The 17,732-nt window shown below is 63.7% G+C and carries 10 protein-coding genes; 8 read left to right on the forward strand and 2 right to left on the reverse strand.

Translation table 11 applies throughout. The features are described 5' to 3' along the window. Positions 1-3: 3 nt before the first annotated feature. Together ACF8EA_RS25945 and ACF8EA_RS25950 are read right to left on the reverse strand one after the other, a co-directional pair. The gene (locus ACF8EA_RS25945; protein ID WP_392523739.1) at positions 4-1,407 is read right to left on the reverse strand and encodes a hypothetical protein; all 1,404 of its coding nucleotides are present in this window, start codon (positions 1,405-1,407) and stop codon (positions 4-6) included. Then, positions 1,404-3,719, reverse strand: coding sequence for a type VI secretion system Vgr family protein (locus ACF8EA_RS25950; RefSeq protein ID WP_392523741.1), 2,316 nt, complete (start codon positions 3,717-3,719; stop codon positions 1,404-1,406). Before ACF8EA_RS25950 ends, ACF8EA_RS25945 begins: the two co-directional genes overlap by 4 nt. An 897-nt stretch (positions 3,720-4,616) precedes the next feature. Here ACF8EA_RS25950 and glgA point away from each other — a divergent pair. The 8 genes from glgA to ACF8EA_RS25990 all read left to right on the forward strand — a co-directional run bounded on the left by glgA (position 4,617) and on the right by ACF8EA_RS25990 (position 17,649). Further along, positions 4,617-6,176, forward strand: coding sequence for a glycogen synthase GlgA (gene glgA, locus ACF8EA_RS25955; RefSeq protein ID WP_392523743.1), 1,560 nt, complete (start codon positions 4,617-4,619; stop codon positions 6,174-6,176). A 14-nt stretch (positions 6,177-6,190) separates the two neighbouring features. After that, positions 6,191-7,933, forward strand: a complete 1,743-nt coding sequence (treZ, locus tag ACF8EA_RS25960; RefSeq protein WP_392523744.1) for a malto-oligosyltrehalose trehalohydrolase — start codon at positions 6,191-6,193, stop codon at positions 7,931-7,933. Then, positions 7,930-9,999 carry a 4-alpha-glucanotransferase gene (malQ, locus tag ACF8EA_RS25965; protein ID WP_392523745.1) on the forward strand — a complete coding sequence of 690 codons (2,070 nt, stop codon included), beginning with the start codon at positions 7,930-7,932 and terminating at the stop codon, positions 9,997-9,999. Before treZ ends, malQ begins: the two co-directional genes overlap by 4 nt. Further along, positions 9,996-12,770, forward strand: a complete 2,775-nt coding sequence (locus tag ACF8EA_RS25970; RefSeq protein ID WP_392523747.1) for a malto-oligosyltrehalose synthase — start codon at positions 9,996-9,998, stop codon at positions 12,768-12,770. Before malQ ends, ACF8EA_RS25970 begins: the two co-directional genes overlap by 4 nt. A gap of 14 nt (positions 12,771-12,784) precedes the next feature. Next, positions 12,785-13,051, forward strand: a complete 267-nt coding sequence (locus ACF8EA_RS25975; RefSeq protein WP_103462310.1) for a DUF2934 domain-containing protein — start codon at positions 12,785-12,787, stop codon at positions 13,049-13,051. Positions 13,052-13,187: 136 nt separating this feature from the next. After that, positions 13,188-15,341 carry a glycogen debranching protein GlgX gene (gene glgX, locus ACF8EA_RS25980; RefSeq protein ID WP_392523749.1) on the forward strand — a complete coding sequence of 718 codons (2,154 nt, stop codon included), beginning with the start codon at positions 13,188-13,190 and terminating at the stop codon, positions 15,339-15,341. A gap of 120 nt (positions 15,342-15,461) precedes the next feature. After that, on the forward strand, positions 15,462-16,256 hold the full coding sequence (locus ACF8EA_RS25985) for an endonuclease/exonuclease/phosphatase family protein (RefSeq protein WP_103469827.1): 795 nt from the start codon (positions 15,462-15,464) through the stop codon (positions 16,254-16,256). Positions 16,257-16,572: 316 nt separating this feature from the next. Further along, positions 16,573-17,649: an autotransporter domain-containing protein gene (locus tag ACF8EA_RS25990; protein ID WP_392523750.1), complete on the forward strand. Its 1,077-nt coding sequence runs from the start codon at positions 16,573-16,575 to the stop codon at positions 17,647-17,649. The last annotated feature ends 83 nt before the right edge of the window (positions 17,650-17,732 follow it).

A 17,732-nucleotide genomic window follows, 5' to 3' on the forward strand; every position in this document is an offset into this window, starting at 1 on the left:
CTCCTAATAAATTACATTGCCGATAAATTTTGCATTTTCGTCGAGCTTGACTATTTTCGTCACCACACCACTTTCATCTACGATCATTAACCAACGCTCATATCCAGAGAATGCAATTTCTTCCGCCTGCTTTTTCCCAAGATCTAAGTCAAGCCTAGGCTCAATCCACGCATCACTCATCTGCCTGGCCCTCGGGAACCCCTCACTCCCCTTCGTAACCGGCAAACTACCCGGCGAAAACGCGCCGCCCGTTCGATACTTGGTCTCGGTAATAATGAACGGTGGTGGCGGATGGGCATTACGATAGACGCCATCCAGCCCACGCCCGGTGGGTTTCATTTCCAGGCTGCGAGGCCCACGCGCGGCGGACAACAGGTTTTCATGGCCCTTGCCGAGCATGTACTGATCACTAACCACCTCCCCATAAATGCCCTTCTGCGCCCGGGTCGCCATCGCGTGATCGAACACGTGCACATTGGCACCCTGCGCAGCGACTGTCGGCGACGTGGGTACGGGCGGGCCGAGCCCACCCTCGGGGCGCTCAAGGTAACGCGGGCGCATGCCGATGCCAGATGTCACCCGCCCACCACTCATGGCCATGGGCACCGGCTTTTGCGCATGCACCCCGGCTTGCGCAACCTGCGCGGGCAGGTCGCTGGCCTGCTCCAGCACCTTGGCCAGCCTGGCATCGAGCTGCATCAGCGCATGGGGGATTTCCCGCACGGCATGCACCTGCACGGCGTAGAACTGCGCTTCCATGGCCTGCAACCGCACCAACAGGTGCGAGGCCGCCTGGTTGAACGGCCAGTTGCCCAGGTAGCTGCGAAGCTTTGCCGTTGCCGCGAGCACCTTGGTCAAAAACAGGTTCAGGTAGGCCAGCAAGTCCTTTTCATAGCTCGCGAACCTGACCTGACGCAGCCAGAACTCCACGCTGCCGCGGGTGAACTTGCCGAGAAACGCAACCACTGTCTGCAGGATGACCTGGCTTTCACGGATCAGCAGCAAGCACAAACCACGCAAGAACGCTGCTGCTTCCTGCCCAACCAGTGCTCCTGCCACCGACCCCACGGGCGTGCCCACCGCCCCCGCCACAGCACCGATGATCGGCGCGATCAAGGTCATCAGGCAGGCCACCAGCAACACCCACTCTTGCCATTCTGGCGGCTGCGGCGCTGCCTGGCTGCCGTCCGCCGCGTAGCGCTTGCCCAGGCGCAGGCACACCGCAGCCAGGTCGCGGGCACTGAGCACGATCACCACCCCCGGCACCAACGACAGAAGCATGTCGGCGATGACCACGCTCAGTGGCCGCTCCTCGGCAAACTCGCCAAGCACCAGGTCACGCAGCCAGCCAAAGCCGTCGGCCACTTTCTCCACCGCTTCATCCAGCCAGTCAGCCGTCGAACTCATGGCTGGCCACCTGTCGAGGTGCAGCCGGCAAGCAATGCCTGCAAGGCAGTATCCAGCTCGGTTGCGGTCGTCAGCTGCAGCGGGCCTGGGCCAACTTCGTAGCGCACCTGGGCGCTGCAACCGGGGGTTACGCCAGCCAGGCGGGCATAGCCGTTCTGGTCGACCACGCCCTGGCGCTGGGTGCCATCGGACAACGTTGCCACGTAGGCCGTGCCCGCAATCGGCGTACCGTCGGCATGCACCAGGCGAAATTCGATTTCGTCCTGCTCGGGTGCAGGCGGCACTCCGTAACGTGCAGGCGCCTTGACCTGGGCGATGGCGTGTAACAGCAGTGGCTCGGGGCAACCGATTTCGATGCGGCCATCGCCCAGCTTGATGAAGGCCCCGCCGCAGCTCAGGGTCAGCGACGTTCGGCTGTCGATATGCACGTGGCCGTGATGGCTGGTGATCGACACATCCTCATCGGCGTCGACCCGCAGTAGCCCGCCGACCTGCACGCGCTTGTCCAGCGCGACCTGCTCGGTGGCCTCAAGGCCGACCATTACACTTAGCGCCCCGCCGACGGCCAGCGACTTGCCCAGGCCAATACTTTCGACTTTGCCAAGGGCGACCGTTTCGCGCTTGCTGGCGCCAACCTTGACGCTGCGGTTGCCGCCGATGTCCACCACTTCGTCATGCTCGACGCGTTCGCTACGGTCATTGCCAATGAACGTGGTTTCGTTGTGTTTCACAACATTGTTCTGGTCGCGCTCGGCATGAATGAACACTTCCTGCCGCCCCAGTTCGTCTTCGAAGCGCAACTCGTTGAAGCCATCACCTTTATGGGTCTGGCTCTTGATGGTCATGCGGGTCTTGTGGTCCGGAAGGTCGTACGGCGGCAGCTGGTCACCGCAGTAGGTGCGCCCGGTGATCATCGGCTGGTCGGGGTCGCCATTGACGAACTGGACAATCACATCCTGGCCAATACGCGGGATGGCCATCGAACCCCAGCTGCCACCAGCCCAGCCTTGCGACACCCGTATCCAGCAGGAACTGAACTCGTTGTTCTTGCTCTCCCGGTCCCACGGGAAGCTGACCTTGACCCTCCCCCATTCGTCGCAATAGATCTCCTCACCAGGCGGGCCGACCACGGTGGCCATGTGTGGGCCATCAATGCGCGGCTTGGCCATGGGGGCCGGGCGCCACTCGACCATGCCCTGCACCAGCAGCGCATCGTTCACGTAGCGGGTGCCTTGTTCAGCGCCAGCAGCTTCTTCCTGCAGGCTGGTGAGCTGGGTACCTTCGTGACACAGGCTGATCACGCGCCAGTGAACATTGAGGTCTTCCCGCGGGTGGCCGACGAGGGTGAAGCTCAGGCCTGTCTGCAGGCGCACATCGTCGCCCTGCACTTCGGCCAGGCATGCGTCGTGGCGCAGCGCCGTCAGCCGAGTTTCAGTGAAGGGCTTGCCCACCGCATCGCGCTTGTAGCGCCCCGGGTAATCAAAGCGCTCGTAGTCCAGGGACTGGTGCGTGACGCCAATGGTCTGAGCCTTGTGCTCCTGGCGGTAGGCCGGGTTGGTGAAGGTGTAGTCGCGCTGCACTTGCCGCGCTGTACGTACCTGCTCGCAATAGCGCAAGCGCCGCAGGCACGCGCGGGCCTGGTCGCCACCACTGCTGGCGTGGTACAGCACCTTGTCGGGGCCGACATCATCCTCATCCAGCCAAAGCGCCTCGTCGTCCGCTGTCTTGAGCGCGCCCCGGCTGAGCAGCCCAAACGACAGCAGGCGGTCGGTAACGATCAGCGTGTGCTGCCGGGCGCAGTGTTCGAAGCGGTAGACGAACCCCTCTTCAGCGGCAAGGCGATGGATGAAGTCGAGGTCGGTTTCACCCGCCTGGACACAAAACTCCCGCACCTGGTGCTGCGCGCTGCTTTTCAGCTCAAAGCGGGTGATGCCCTGACGCATGAACATGAGTTCAAGAATCTGCGGCACGGTTTTCTGCTGAAAGATCCGCCAGTTCGAACGCAACCGCGCGCGGGCCAGTTGCGGCTCGACCACAGCGTGGTAGCGCGTGCGACAAAAGCCGGTTTCGCCCTGGCTGAAGGCACTGACCAAGCCATGCACATGACGCAGTGGCCGATCTGCGCAATAAAGGGTGAATAGCGCAGGCTTGTCGAGGACGTGGCCGAAGTCGATATCACTTTCGTAGCTCACAAGTTCCAGGTTCAGCACAAATGGCTGGTTGAGGGTTTCATCCAGCTTGAATGAAACCACTTCGAATTCCGTGCGCCCGGCGAGCGCCTGAAAACTGAAGCGAAAGTCAGACTGTTTCATGAGTTGCTCTACCCGCCATCATGTTTACCGGCGAAAAACAACCACACCCTGGCTTTCTTCAAGATGAGAATGTCGAACGAAATTGGCCAACCACCAAGGTGCAAACCCGCTAAATGCTTGGCATTGCGGGCTTCACTCCATGACAGCGATCAGGATGAGGCAGTGGGTTCAGGAGCAACTTAGACCGTATCACCACGATAAGACAGGAACGCTGTGTTTAATATAAATGGCGATTCTGCAGGCAATTTCCTACAGCATAAACTGACAACTTTTTATCATGCGACCCGTTTGCCGAACTGCCGACTCTGCAACTCAGACAATTATTCGATCCAAACTTCTTGAACCGCTTGGTTACTCGCCCCTTTGCAGGGCGTCGCACCGATATAGGACTGGGCACATCCGGACATGCAGCAGCCAGTCGCAGTTGGCGGCACGAGAGCGCACCAAAACAGTGCGCTACCATCATGAACGGGGCATGCAGTTCGCCCCCTCCCCCCCCTCGCCAGCCATGCCTTCACATCCGTTTCCATGCGCCAACGTTTGCGTCTATTCCGCGGCATCACAATAGTGACCAGCGGGTCACCTTTTCACCTTTTTCTCTCCTACACTCGGGTTTCGGCCCGCCATTTGCTCAACGGAAGAGTGACGAAAAAAGTCGAACTTTACGGAAAGCGGGCAGGTCAGGAACTAAGTAGGCCAAACGCAAAGGGACTTCCCAGCCACGGCCACCAACCTAACAGCCCAATCGCTTTCGGCCGGAACGCCGATCGCGCCGTGCGTGCGCGCACAGCACTGGGGCATGGAACGCACTACGCAGCATTCAGCAAGCAGAGAGAACCAGCACGAAACATCGCCACGGGTGCCAGCACCCGACCATGCATAGGGACGGAGAGAAGTATGATCAGTGCCGCTGTCGAGCCTCACGTAGACGCTTTCAAACCGGATAACCGCGAGCCGCTCACCCCGGATTTCGCCACGACAGGCAAGGCACCGCGCGCCCAGCGCCAGCACAACCCGAACATGCGCAAGATTCTGTTCGTGACTTCGGAAATCGCCGACCTGGTGAAAACCGGCGGCCTGGGTGACGTGTCCGCTGCCCTGCCCCGTGCCCTGGCGCACCTGCACGATGTGCGGGTACTTATCCCCGGCTACCGCCAGGTAATGGAAAGCGACAACCCGATACATATCGTGGGTGAGCTGGGCGGCCATGCGGCCCTGCCGCCATGCAAGATCGGGCGCATGGACATGGCCGACGGCCTGGTCATCTATGTGTTGATCTGCCCCGAACTGTACCAGCGCGACGGCACACCCTATGGTGCCAACAATGGCCGCGACTGGCCCGACAACCACATCCGCTTTGCCCGCCTGGGCCTGGCTGCTGCCGAAATCGCTGCTGGCGAAGGCAAGATCCACTGGACGCCGGAAGTGGTGCACGCGCATGACTGGCCCGCCGGCCTGGCCCCGGCCTACATGCACTGGCGCGGCTTGAATACGCCCACGTTGTTCACCATCCACAACCTGGCGTACCAAGGTGTGTACAGCCGCGGCTGCAGCCCGGAGCTGGCGATACCCGAACATGCCATGCAGCAGGAAGGCATGGAGTTCTACGGCAAGCTGTCGTTCCTCAAGGCCGGGCTGGCCTACTCCAGCCACATCACCACAGTCAGCGCCACCTACGCCCGGGAAATCACCACCCCGGAATTCGGTTGCGGCCTGGACGGCTTCCTCGCCAGCAAGGCCCAGCAAGGCCTGCTCGGTGGCATCCCCAACGGCATCGACGAAAGCTGGGACTCGGCCACCGACAAGCACCTGCAGCACAACTTCAGCATCAATGACTGGGAGGGCAAAGCGCGTAACACCCAGGAGGTACGTGAGCTGTTCGGCCTGGAAGATTCCGAAGGCCCGTTATTCGCCGTGGTGTCGCGGCTGGTCTATCAAAAGGGCCTGGACCTGACTCTGGGGGTGGCCGACTACATCGTCGAGCAGGGCGGGCAGATTGCGATCATCGGCCGCGGCGAACCGGAAGAGGAACAGGCCATGCGCGAGCTGGCGCTGCGTCACCCGGGCCGCATCGGTGTGCGTATCGGCTTCAATGAAACCGACGCCCGGCGCATGTTCGCCGGCAGCGATTTCCTGCTGATGCCGTCGCGCTACGAGCCGTGCGGCCTCAGCCAGATGTACGCGCAACGCTTCGGCTCGCTGCCGGTGGCACGCAATACCGGCGGCCTGGCCGACACCATCGAGTGCGGCGTGACAGGCTTCCTGTTCAACGAGTCTACCGTCGAGAGCTATCGCCAGGCACTCAGCCGCGCCTTTTATGTATATGGCAAGAAGGACCTGCTGAACGCCATGCGCTGCCTGTCGATGACCCAGCCGTTCAACTGGTGCCAGGCGGTTGAACCCTACGCCCGCCTGTACGAGGACCTGGTCAAGCAGGCACAGCTGAGCCACTACTGAGCGGGGGTCAGAAGATGCACAGACATGGCGCACACTTGCTGGACGCCACGTCGGCGCGCTTCGCCCTCTGGGCGCCGGATGCGCGCAGCGTGAGCGTGGAGCTGGAGCGGCAGCCGGCCATCGAACTGCTGCCGGATGATGAGGGCTGGTACAGCGGCGTGGCGCCATGCCAGGCCGGTGACCGTTACCACTACCGTATCGACGGTGAGCTGCAGGTGGCCGACCCGGCCTCGCGCTACCAACCCGACGGCGTCCACGGGCCGAGCCAGATCGTGGATGTGGCCGGTTACGCCTGGCAACACCCGTGGCAAGGCCGACCTTGGCATGAGGCCGTGATCCAGGAGGTGCATGTTGGCCTGCTCGGGGGGTACGCCGGGGTTGCCCGGCAATTGCCGCGCCTGGCCGAACTGGGCATCAGCGCGATCGAATTGATGCCGCTGGGGCAGTTCCCTGGCGAACGCAACTGGGGTTACGACGGCGTACTGCCATACGCCCCACAGAACACCTACGGCAGCCCCGAGCAACTGTGCGCACTGGTCGACCAGGCCCACGGCCACAGGCTGATGGTGCTGGTCGATGTGGTGTACAACCACTTCGGCCCCGACGGCAATTACCTGCACCAGTACGCCAGCCCGTTCTTCCGTGAAGACCGGCAGACACCCTGGGGCGCGGCCATCGACTTTCGCCGCCCGCAGGTGCGCGAGTACTTTATCCAGAATGCCCTGATGTGGCTGTGCGACTACCGCTGCGACGGCCTGCGCCTGGATGCCGTGCATGCCATCGACCAGCCCGATTTTTTGATCGAGCTGGCCCAACGGGTGCGCGCCGCCATAGAACCAGGCCGGCACGTGTGGTTGGTGCTGGAGAACGAGCACAACCAGGCGGAGCTGCTGGAACAGGGTTACGACGCCCAGTGGAACGATGACGGCCACAATGCCCTGCATGTGCTGCTGACCGGTGAAATCGAAGGCTACTATGCCGACTACCAGCATCGCCCCATCGACCAACTGGCACGGTGCCTTGGCGAAGGTTTCGTGTTCCAGGGCCAGGCCAACCGGCATGGCAAACCACGCGGCGAACCCAGCGGGCATTTGCCACCCAGCGCCTTCGTGTTGTTCCTGCAGAACCACGACCAGATCGGCAACCGCGCGCTGGGTGAGCGCCTGACCCGCCTGTGCCCCGTGCCAGCCTTGCGGGCAGCCACCGGCCTGTTGCTGCTGGCACCCATGATCCCTCTGCTGTTCATGGGCGACGAAGCCGGCAGTTGCCAGCCGTTCCTGTTTTTTACCGACTTCCATGACGCGCTGGCCGACGCGGTACGCGAAGGCCGTCGTGGCGAATTCGCCCACTTCACCGCGTTCGCCGACCCCAAGCAGCGTGAGCACATTCCCGACCCCAACGCCGAACAGACGTTCGCCTCTTCACGCCCGCAGAACAAGGCGGTGATCGCCGGCTGGCATGGCCTTTACCAGCAACTGCTCGACCTGCGCCGCCGCCATGTCATCCCGCACTTGCCCGGCAGCCGTGCCCTCGGCGCCGAGGTGCACGCTGACAAAGCGCTGACCGCGCGCTGGCGGCTGGGCAATGGCAACACGCTGCGCATCGACCTGAACCTGGCCGACACCCCGCAGGCCGTCGAACTGCCCGCGCCATCCACACGGCTGTTCGACAGCAGCGACACCCGCCACCCGGATACCCACCTGGCTGCGTACAGCTGCGTGGTTAGCCTGCTTCCCCCTGCCCAGGAGCGCCCATGAGCGAAACCGCCCTGCACCGTCTGGCAACCAGCGTCGGGCTGAGCCGCGACTGGATTGACGCCAATGCCAGGCCCCAGCGTGTCAGCGACGAAGTGCTGCGCAACATCCTCGAAGGCCTTGGCCACCCGGCCGGCGACGACGCGGCCGTTGCCGCCAGCCTGCGTGCGGTGGAAACCGCCGAAGACAGCGAACACCTGCCGCCCTTGCTGACCGCCGACCTAGGCCAGCCGCTAGCGCTGGCGCGCTACTTCAGTGCCGCCAGCGTGGCCCACTGCACCCTGGAAGATCACACCTCGGTCACCCTCAGCCTCGATGACCAGGCACGCCTGCCCGGCGAGCTGCCCATCGGCTATCACCAGGTGGAAATCGACAGCCGCCGCTTCACCGTAGCGGTGGCGCCAACACGCTGCCACAGCCTGGAAGACAAGGTGCAACAGCCGCCACCACGCTGCTGGGGCCTGGCAGTGCAGCTGTACAGCCTGCGCCGCCCCGGCGACGGTGGCTTCGGCGACTGCCTGGCGCTGGAGCAGTTGGCCCGTTCGGCCGCCGAGCGCGGCGCCGATGCCTTGGCTATCAGCCCGATTCACGCCCTGTCGGCCATCGACCAGGAACACTACAGCCCCTACTCACCTTCCAGTCGCCTGCTGCTCAACACCCTGTACACCAGCCCTGCGGCCCTGCTGGGTGAACGGGAGGTGCGCATGGCCATCGAAGCGTGCGGGCTGGAGCAACAACTCGAAGAGCTGGAGCAACGCCCTCTGGTCGACTGGCCACGCGCCGCCAGCGCCCGGCTGCGTTTGCTTGAAGCGCTTTACCAAGGTTTCAGCCAAGGCGACCACCCGCTACGCCCGGATTTTGACAGCTTCCGCGAAGCCGGCGGCCAGACGCTGGAGCACCACTGCCGCTTCGAGGTGCTGCAGGCCCAGGCGGTGGAGCACGGCCTCGGTGCCGACTGGCGCAACTGGCCCAAAGCCTGGCACGACCCCTACCACCCGGAAGTGGAGGCTTTGGCCAACGCCTACCCGGCCAAGGTCGAGTTCCACGCCTTCTGCCAGTGGCTGATCGAGCGTGGCCTGCAACGTGCCCAGGAAGCGGCCCGCAGCAATGGCATGGCCGTGGGCCTGATCGCCGACCTGGCGGTGGGCGCTGACGGTGCCGGCAGCCAGGCCTGGAGCCGCCAGGACGAACTGCTGGCTGGCCTGAGCGTGGGTGCGCCGCCCGACATCCTCAACCACATCGGCCAGGATTGGGGCATTTGCGCCTTCTCGCCCGAGGGCCTCAAGCGCAATGGCTATCGCGCCTTCATCGAAATGCTGCGGGCCAACCTCGCCCACGCTGGCGGCCTGCGCATCGACCATGTGATGGGCCTGCGCCGGCTATGGCTGATCCCGCAAGGGGCCAAACCCAGCGAAGGCGCCTACCTCGACTACCCGCTAGACGACCTGCTGCGCCTGCTGGCGCTGGAGTCGGTGCGTCACCAGGCGATCATCCTTGGTGAAGACCTGGGCACCGTGCCCGACAGCCTGCGCGAAAAGCTGGCCGAAAAGGCCGTGCTGGGCATGCGCGTGCTGCCGTTCGAGCAAACCCAGCCGGGCCAGTTCAAGCCGATTCTCGACTGGCCGGACAATGCCCTGGCCACAACCGGCACCCACGATCTGGCGCCACTGGCTGGCTGGCTGGCAAACCGCGACATCGACTGGAGACACCGCTTGCAACTGATTGACGCCGCTACCGAGTTGCACTGGCGACACGAGCGTCAGAAAGAACGCGACGGCCTGCGCCGCATCCTGGAAGCCAACTACGGCGAACTGAAGGACAATGACGCGCTGATCGATGCGGCCATCCGCTTCGTTGGCCATACCCGTGCGCCGCTGGTGCTGGTGCCGTTGGAAGACCTGCTGGGCTGCGACGAGCAACCCAATTTGCCGGGCACCACCAACGGCCATCCCAACTGGCGGCGGCGGTTTGCCCGTCCGGTTCGCGAACTGCTCGACGACGAGGACGCCGCACGGCGCCTGGAGCTGCTGGCCCAGGCCCGCGAACAGGCGTGGGAGCGTGACCGATGAAGCCACTGACCGCGACCCTGCGCCTGCAATTTCACAGCGACTTCACCCTCGATCACGCCGTGCCGCTGGTGCCGTATTTCGCCCAATTGGGCATCAGCCACCTGTATGCCTCGCCCATACTCAAGGCCCGCGCAGGCTCGCGCCATGGCTACGACGTGGTCGATCCTACCTGCGTCAACCCGGAACTGGGTGGCGAGGCCGCGCTGGAGCGCCTGGTCGCCGCCCTGCGCCAGCATGGCATGGGGCTGATCCTCGACACGGTGTCCAACCACATGGCCGTGGGCGGTGCCGACAACCCCTGGTGGCAAAGCCTGCTGGCCTGGGGGCGGCGCAGCCCGTATGCAGAGTTCTTCGACATTCAGTGGCACTCCAGCGACCCACTGCTGGCCGGGCAACTGCTGTTGCCGTTCCTCGGCAGCGACTACGGCGTGGCGCTCAAAAATGGCGAGATACCGCTGCAGTTCGACAAACAGCAGGGGCTGCTGCAAGTGGCCCATTACGCGCATCGTTTCCCGATCTGCCCGGTCGATTACGGTTGGATTCTCGCGCTCAGCCCGGAGCCTGTGCTGAAGGTTCTGGCCGAACGCTTCACGGCATTGGGCGACTCGGCCACCCCGCTGGCCGATAGCCTGCCGCTACAAGCCGAACTGGCACGTCTGGTGCGCGATGGCGCCGACCTCGAATCGGCCCTTGTGGCCTTCGACAGCCGCAGCGAGGCCGGCTTCAAGCGCCTGCACCTGTTGCTGGAGCGCCAGACCTACCGCCTGGCCAGCTGGCGCACCGCCGCCGACGACATCAACTGGCGGCGCTTCTTCGACATCAACGAGCTGGGCGGCCTGCGGGTGGAGCGCGCCGTGGTGTTCGAAGCCACCCATGCCAAGCTGTTCGAACTGATCGAGCGCGGCCTGGTGGACGGCCTGCGCATCGACCATATCGACGGCCTTGCCGACCCGCGTGGCTACTGCCGCAAACTGCGCCGGCGGGTTGATAGCCTGCTGGCGCGGCGGCCGCTGAATGCAGGGCTGGAGCACTTCCCCCTGTACGTGGAAAAGATCCTGGGTGCCGACGAGCACCTGCACCGCGACTGGCTTACCGACGGCACCACCGGCTACGAGTTCATGAACCAGGTGTCGCTGCTGCAGCATGATCCGGCCGGCGAAGCGCCGCTGAGCGAACTGTGGAGCAACGTCAGCGAGCGCCCGGCGTTCACCGAAGAAGTGCGCCAGGCCCGTCACCTGGTGCTCAACGCGAGCCTGGCCGGTGACTGCGAGTCGGTGGCTCAGGCACTGTTGCAGGTCGCGCGCAACGACCTGATGACCCGTGACCTGACCCTGGGCGCGATTCGCCGGGCCTTGCAGGCGTTGGTGGCGCATTACCCGGTTTACCGCACCTACTTCAATGCCTGTGGGCGCCCGGCGCAGGACGAAACATTCTTCCAGCAGGCCCTGACCAACGCTCGGCAAGACCTTGCCGAAGCTGACTGGCCGCTACTGGACCAACTTGAACGGTGGCTGGGTGGGCAAGCCTGGCGGCATCTGCCACCGGGGCGCGCCCGCAAGCAACTGCGCCACGCCTGCGTGCGCTTCCAGCAACTGACTGCGCCCAGCGCCGCCAAAGCCGTGGAAGACACCGCCTTCTACCGCAGCGCCCGGCTGCTGTCGCGTAACGACGTGGGTTTCGAGGCCGAGCGCTTCAGCGCACCCCCCATGCATTTCCACAACGAGGCCCAGCGGCGCCTGCGCGATTTCCCCGACAACCTGCTGACCACCGCCACCCACGACCACAAGCGCGGCGAAGACACGCGTGCACGCCTGGCCGTACTCAGCGAGCGCGGCACGTGGCTGGCCAGCCGGGTGGAGCATTGGCGGGAGTTGGCCGCCCCCCTGCGCGCGCAGTTGGACGACGGGCCCGCGCCCAGCCCCGGCGACGAGTTGATGCTGCTACAAACCCTGCTCGGCAGTTGGCCCTTGGACCTCGACCTGCACGACGACAACGCCCTGCGTCACTACGCCGAGCGCATTCGTCAGTGGCAGCAGAAGGCCCTGCGCGAGGCCAAGCTACGCAGTAGCTGGAGCGCGCCGAACGAGGCCTACGAAGGCGCCTGTGCCCGTTACCTCGACGGCCTACTGCTGGACAGCGAGAACCAGCAACTGCGCAAGTCGCTGGCCGACGCGGCGCAGCTGCTGGCCTGCCCCGGCGCTCTCAATGGCTTGGTCCAGGCCCTGTTGCGCATGACCACACCCGGTGTGCCCGACCTGTACCAGGGTAACGAATACTGGGACTTCAGCCTGGTCGACCCGGACAACCGCCGCGCCGTGGACTACGCTTCGAGGCGTCGCACGCTGGACGACGCCACGCCGGTTGCCGAGCTGTTGGCCCACTGGCGCGACGGCCGCGTCAAACAGGCCTTGATCGCGCGGGTGCTGGACTGCCGCCAGGCCCACGCCGAGCTGTTCCGCCGTGGTGCCTACCTGCCACTGACCGTAAAGGGCCGGCACGCTGACAAGGTCATAGCCTTTGCTCGCCTGGGGGAAGGCGAGCACGCCATCGTCGTCGCTCCGCGCCTGGCCAGCAGCCTGCTCGGAGGTGCCACTACACCGTTGATCCCGGCAAAGAACTGGGACGACACCCGGCTGGTACTGCCGTTTGCCTTGTCACCTGCCAACTCGACGGGACTTTTCTCCTGTGCGGCGGTCAGCTCTTCAAAGGAGTTGCTGTTGAGCGCCGTGCTGGCGGAGTTTCCGGTCAACGTGTTGATACAACAATCTTGAGCATCAGGAGCGTCATGATGAGTGTCGATGAAAAGCGTATTCGCGAATTTGCCTACCAGATCTGGGAATCCGAAGGTAAGCCTGTAGGAGAGGAAGAACGCCACTGGGAAATGGCCCGCAAGCTGGCCGAGGCCGAAGCGCTGGCGCCCAAGGCAGCCCCGCGCAAGAAAGCAGCGGCCAAGCCGAAGGCGCCTGCAGAACCCAAGGCGGCGGCCCTGCCGGGGGTCAAACCTGCTGCGGCGAAAAAGCCCCGGGCGGCGAAAAAGCCTACTGCCGGTTGAGCCTGTCCCGGCCTCTTCGCGGGTAAACCCGCTCCTACATGCACCTGTGATGGACCTGTAGGAGCGGGTTTACCCGCGAAGAGGCCAATGCAGGACAGCACAATTCCCCTTCCATCACGGCCACTTGAGGATCGTCATGAGCCCCCGCACCCCGAAGAAAACGCGCTCGGTCGCACCATCACGCATCCGCGAAGGCCTACCCTTCCCCCTCGGCGCCACCTGGGATGGCCTAGGGGTCAACTTCGCCCTGTTCTCGGCCAACGCCACCAAGGTCGAGCTGTGCCTGTTCGACTCCACTGGCGAGCAGGAAATCGAGCGCATAGAGCTGCCCGAATACACCGATGAGATCTACCACGGCTACCTCCCCGACGCTCACCCCGGCCTGGTCTATGGCTACCGGGTGTACGGCCCCTACGAGCCGGAAAACGGCCACCGCTTCAACCCCAACAAACTGCTGATCGACCCGTATGCCAAGCAACTGGTCGGCAGCCTGAAATGGTCCGAGGCCCTGTTCGGCTACACCATCGGCCATCCCGACGGTGACCTGTCATTCGACGAGCGCGACAGCGCGCCTTTCGTGCCCAAATGCAAGGTCATCGACCCGGCGTTCACCTGGGGCCGCGACCAGCGCGTGCAGGTCCCGTGGGAGCGCACGATCATCTATGAAGCGCATGCCCGCGGCATCAGCATGCGCCACCCGGCTGTGCCTGAAGAACTGCGTGGCACCTTCGCCGGCCTGGCCAACGACGAGCTGCTCAAGCACATCAAGGACCTTGGCGTGTCGAGCATCGAGCTGCTGCCGATCCACGCCTTTGTCAACGACCAGCACCTGCTGGACAAGGGTCTGAACAACTACTGGGGCTACAACAGCATCGCCTTTTTCGCCCCGCACCCGCGCTACCTCGCCAGCGGCAAGATCGCCGAGTTCAAGGAGATGGTCGCGCACCTGCACGACGCCGGGCTGGAGGTGATCCTGGACGTGGTCTACAACCACACCGCAGAAGGCAACGAGCGCGGCCCGACCCTGTCGATGCGCGGTATCGACAATGCCTCGTACTACCGCCTGATGCCGGACGACAAGCGCTACTACATCAACGACTCGGGCACCGGCAACACTCTGGACCTGAGCCACCCCTGCGTGCTGCAGTTGGTCACCGATTCGCTTCGCTACTGGGCCGGCGAAATGCACGTGGATGGTTTTCGCTTCGACCTGGCGACCATCCTTGGCCGTTACCACGATGGCTACAGCGAGCGTCATGGCTTCCTCGTCGCCTGCCGTCAGGACCCGATGCTGAGCCAGGTCAAGCTGATTGCCGAACCGTGGGACTGCGGCCCCGGCGGCTATCAGGTGGGCAACTTCGCCCCGGGCTGGGCGGAATGGAACGACCGCTTTCGCGATACCGCACGCGCCTTCTGGAAAGGCGACGAAGGCCAGTTGGCCGATTTTGCCGCGCGCTTGACCGCCTCGGGCGACATGTTCAACAACCGCGGGCGCCGGCCCTATTCCTCGGTCAATTTCATCACCGCCCACGATGGTTTCACCCTGCGCGACCTGGTGTCTTACAACCACAAGCACAACGAAGACAACGACGAAAACAACCAGGACGGCACCGACAACAACCTGTCGTGGAACTGTGGCGTCGAAGGGCCGACCGACGACCCGGGGATCAATGCCCTGCGCATGCGCCAGATGCGCAACTACTTCGCCACCCTGCTGCTGGCCCAGGGCACGCCAATGATCGTTGCCGGCGACGAGTTCAGCCGCACCCAGCACGGCAACAACAACGCCTACTGCCAGGACAGCGAGATCGGCTGGGTGAACTGGGACCTGGACCAGGAAGGCGAAGAGCTGCTGGCCTTCGTCAAGCGTCTGACGCGTCTGCGCCTGGCCTACCCGGTGCTGCGCCGCTCACGCTTTCTGGTGGGGGACTACAATGAGGCAATTGGGGTCAAGGACGTGACCTGGCTGGCACCCGATGGCAGCGAGATGAGCGTTGAACAATGGGAAGACCCGCACGGGCGCTGCCTGGGCATGCTGATAGATGGCCGCGCGCAGGTCAGTGGTATCGCCCGGCCAGGTGCCGAGGCCACCGTGCTGCTGATCGTCAATGCCCACCATGACATCGTGCCATTCAAGCTGCCGGCCGTGCCTGAAGGCGATTACTGGAGCTGCCTGATCGATACCGACCGGCCGGAGTTGCGCAAGGGGCAGCACCTGCAGTTCGACAGTACCTTCGAGGTGAAGGGTCGGTCGATGCTGCTGATGGTGTTGCAGTACGACGAGGAGTGAACAGTGATAGCCCAGGAAGGTCCTACGTTGTAATCGCCACGCCAAACCCGGTGGGAACGGTGACCGGCCCCCACAAGGTCTGGCGGCGACAGTGAGGCAGGGTTAACTTCAGGAGGAATTGTGAGCCTCGAAGCCGGCAGTAATGGTTTCGCCAGTGTCAGCCAGGCCCCGGCCGTGAAACGCCTGCGGGTACTGACGGTGAACACCCACAAGGGCTTCACCGCCTTCAACCGGCGCTTTATCTTGCCAGAGCTGCGCGAGGCTGTGCGCAGCACACAGGCCGACATTGTCTTCCTTCAGGAAGTGCTGGGTAGCCACGACCGCCACGCTGCGCGCTACCCCGGCTGGCCACAGACCTCGCAGTACGAATTCCTCGCCGACAGCATGTGGAGCGACTTCGCCTATGGCCGCAACGCGGTCTATCCCGACGGCCACCACGGCAATGCGCTGCTGTCCAAGTACCCGATCATCGAGCACCGCAACCTGGACGTGTCGATCACCGGCCCAGAACGCCGCGGCCTGTTGCACTGTGTGCTGGAGGTGCCTGGACAAGGCCAGGTGCATGCGGTCTGCGTGCACCTGTCGCTGCTGGAAAGCCACCGGCAAAAGCAGCTGCAGTTGCTGCGTAAGTTGCTGGACTCTCTGCCGGCCAACGCGCCGGTGATCATCGCCGGCGACTTCAACGACTGGAAAAGTCACGGTAATCGCACCCTTGGCCTGCAACGCGACTTGCATGAAGCCTTCGAGCGCCACCACGGCCATCTCGCCCGCACCTACCCTGCCCGCCTGCCACTATTGCGCCTGGACCGCATCTACCTGCGTAACGCCGAAAGCCATGGGCCGAGGATTCTGGGGCACAAACCTTGGTCGCACCTGTCAGACCACCTGCCACTGGCCGTTGAAGTGCGGCTTTAGCAATCATTCTTCATAGCCACGGCACGGCAAATAGCGAACCCCGCTATACCCTGCATCTTAGTTCGAAAAAACAATGAGTTAATCGTTAAGACGCGCCTTGAACACTTCGTTCACGTTTTCTTGACGCAAGCGGTGACCTCTCCTTAGCTGAACAATACCAAGCTGTAAAAATCTTGCGCCGGGCCTCTAGCTCGCGCCTTCGTGCGCGTTTGCGATAACTGGCGCGCTGGTTTGGGTCGCCCACTGTTTTTGCAGTACAGCTCGTGACAACAGGCCAGGTTCTCGGGCTGCACCACAAAAACAAAGGAGATCCGCCATGAAAAGCACCTCGAACCCCTTGCGCTTCGACAGCATTTTCTACGCGGTTTCCACGTCGCTGCTTCTGGCAACCCCGGTGGAAACGATCGCGTACGAACTGCAGGGTGACCCCATCTCCCCCGGCTTTCTGCAGCAACCCGTAACGACGCCACTGTCGCTCGACCCGGTCAGTGCCAATGGGTTGAGCCTCGGCACCCTCAATACGTTTTCGCAGCAGATGAGCGAACGGCACCGGCAGGCGGCACCCGACCTGATTGCCAGTCAGTGGGCGCAATTCTTCCCCACCAGTGCCCGCAGCCGAGCGCTGCCTCCGGCACAGCTGGAGGCGCCCAGCCAGCAACTGATGATCGGCCCGGACCTGTTCGTGCGTGAAACGGCGGCGGGCAATGTGCACCGCGCGGGGATATTCGTGGGGCACAACAACCTGCAAAGCAGCTTCAAGGGCACGCGCTCACTGCTGGGCGACAAGCAGCGCAAAGCGGTGAACTTGAGCGGGGAAAGCCTGGGGGTGTACTGGAGCATGACCCATGAACAGGGCTGGCACCTGAATGCCGTGGCCATGGGTTCGCGGATCGACGTAATGGGCCGTGGCGAAAACGGCCAGCGCCTGGACGACAGTGGCCACGCAATGACCTTCTCGGTAGAGGGCGGGTACCCGATCCGCCTGAGTGGCAACTGGGTGATCGAGCCCCAGGCACAGTTGATCAACCAGCAATTCTTCCCTGGCAACCAGGTACAGGAGGAGACCTTGCGGGCGTTCGACAGCCAGCCGAGCTGGAGCGGCCGGGTTGGTGCCAAGTTGTCCGGACGCTACGAGGTGCGCGGCATGCCGATCGAGCCCTATGTGCGGACCAACGTGTGGTATGACTTCAGCAATGCCGATGAGGTGAAGCTGGACCAGGTCGACAAGATTTCCAGCTCGCGCTACTCGACCACGGTGGAGTTGGGGTTGGGCCTGGTGGCGCGGGTGACGCCTTCGGTGGCCATGTTCGTCAGCGCCGATTACAGCAGTGATGTGGATGACAATGACCTGAACGGGCTGATCGGCAGCCTTGGGGTGCGGATGCGGTGGTAGGCAGGGCCGGCCTCTTCGCGGGTAAACCCGCTCCTACACACTGATCGGGGCCACACGCATCGGTGGCTCGGCACAGGCCGTTG

The sequence above is a fragment of the Pseudomonas sp. YQ_5 genome, assembly GCF_043103305.1.
GTDB lineage: Bacteria > Pseudomonadota > Gammaproteobacteria > Pseudomonadales > Pseudomonadaceae > Aquipseudomonas > Aquipseudomonas putida_Y.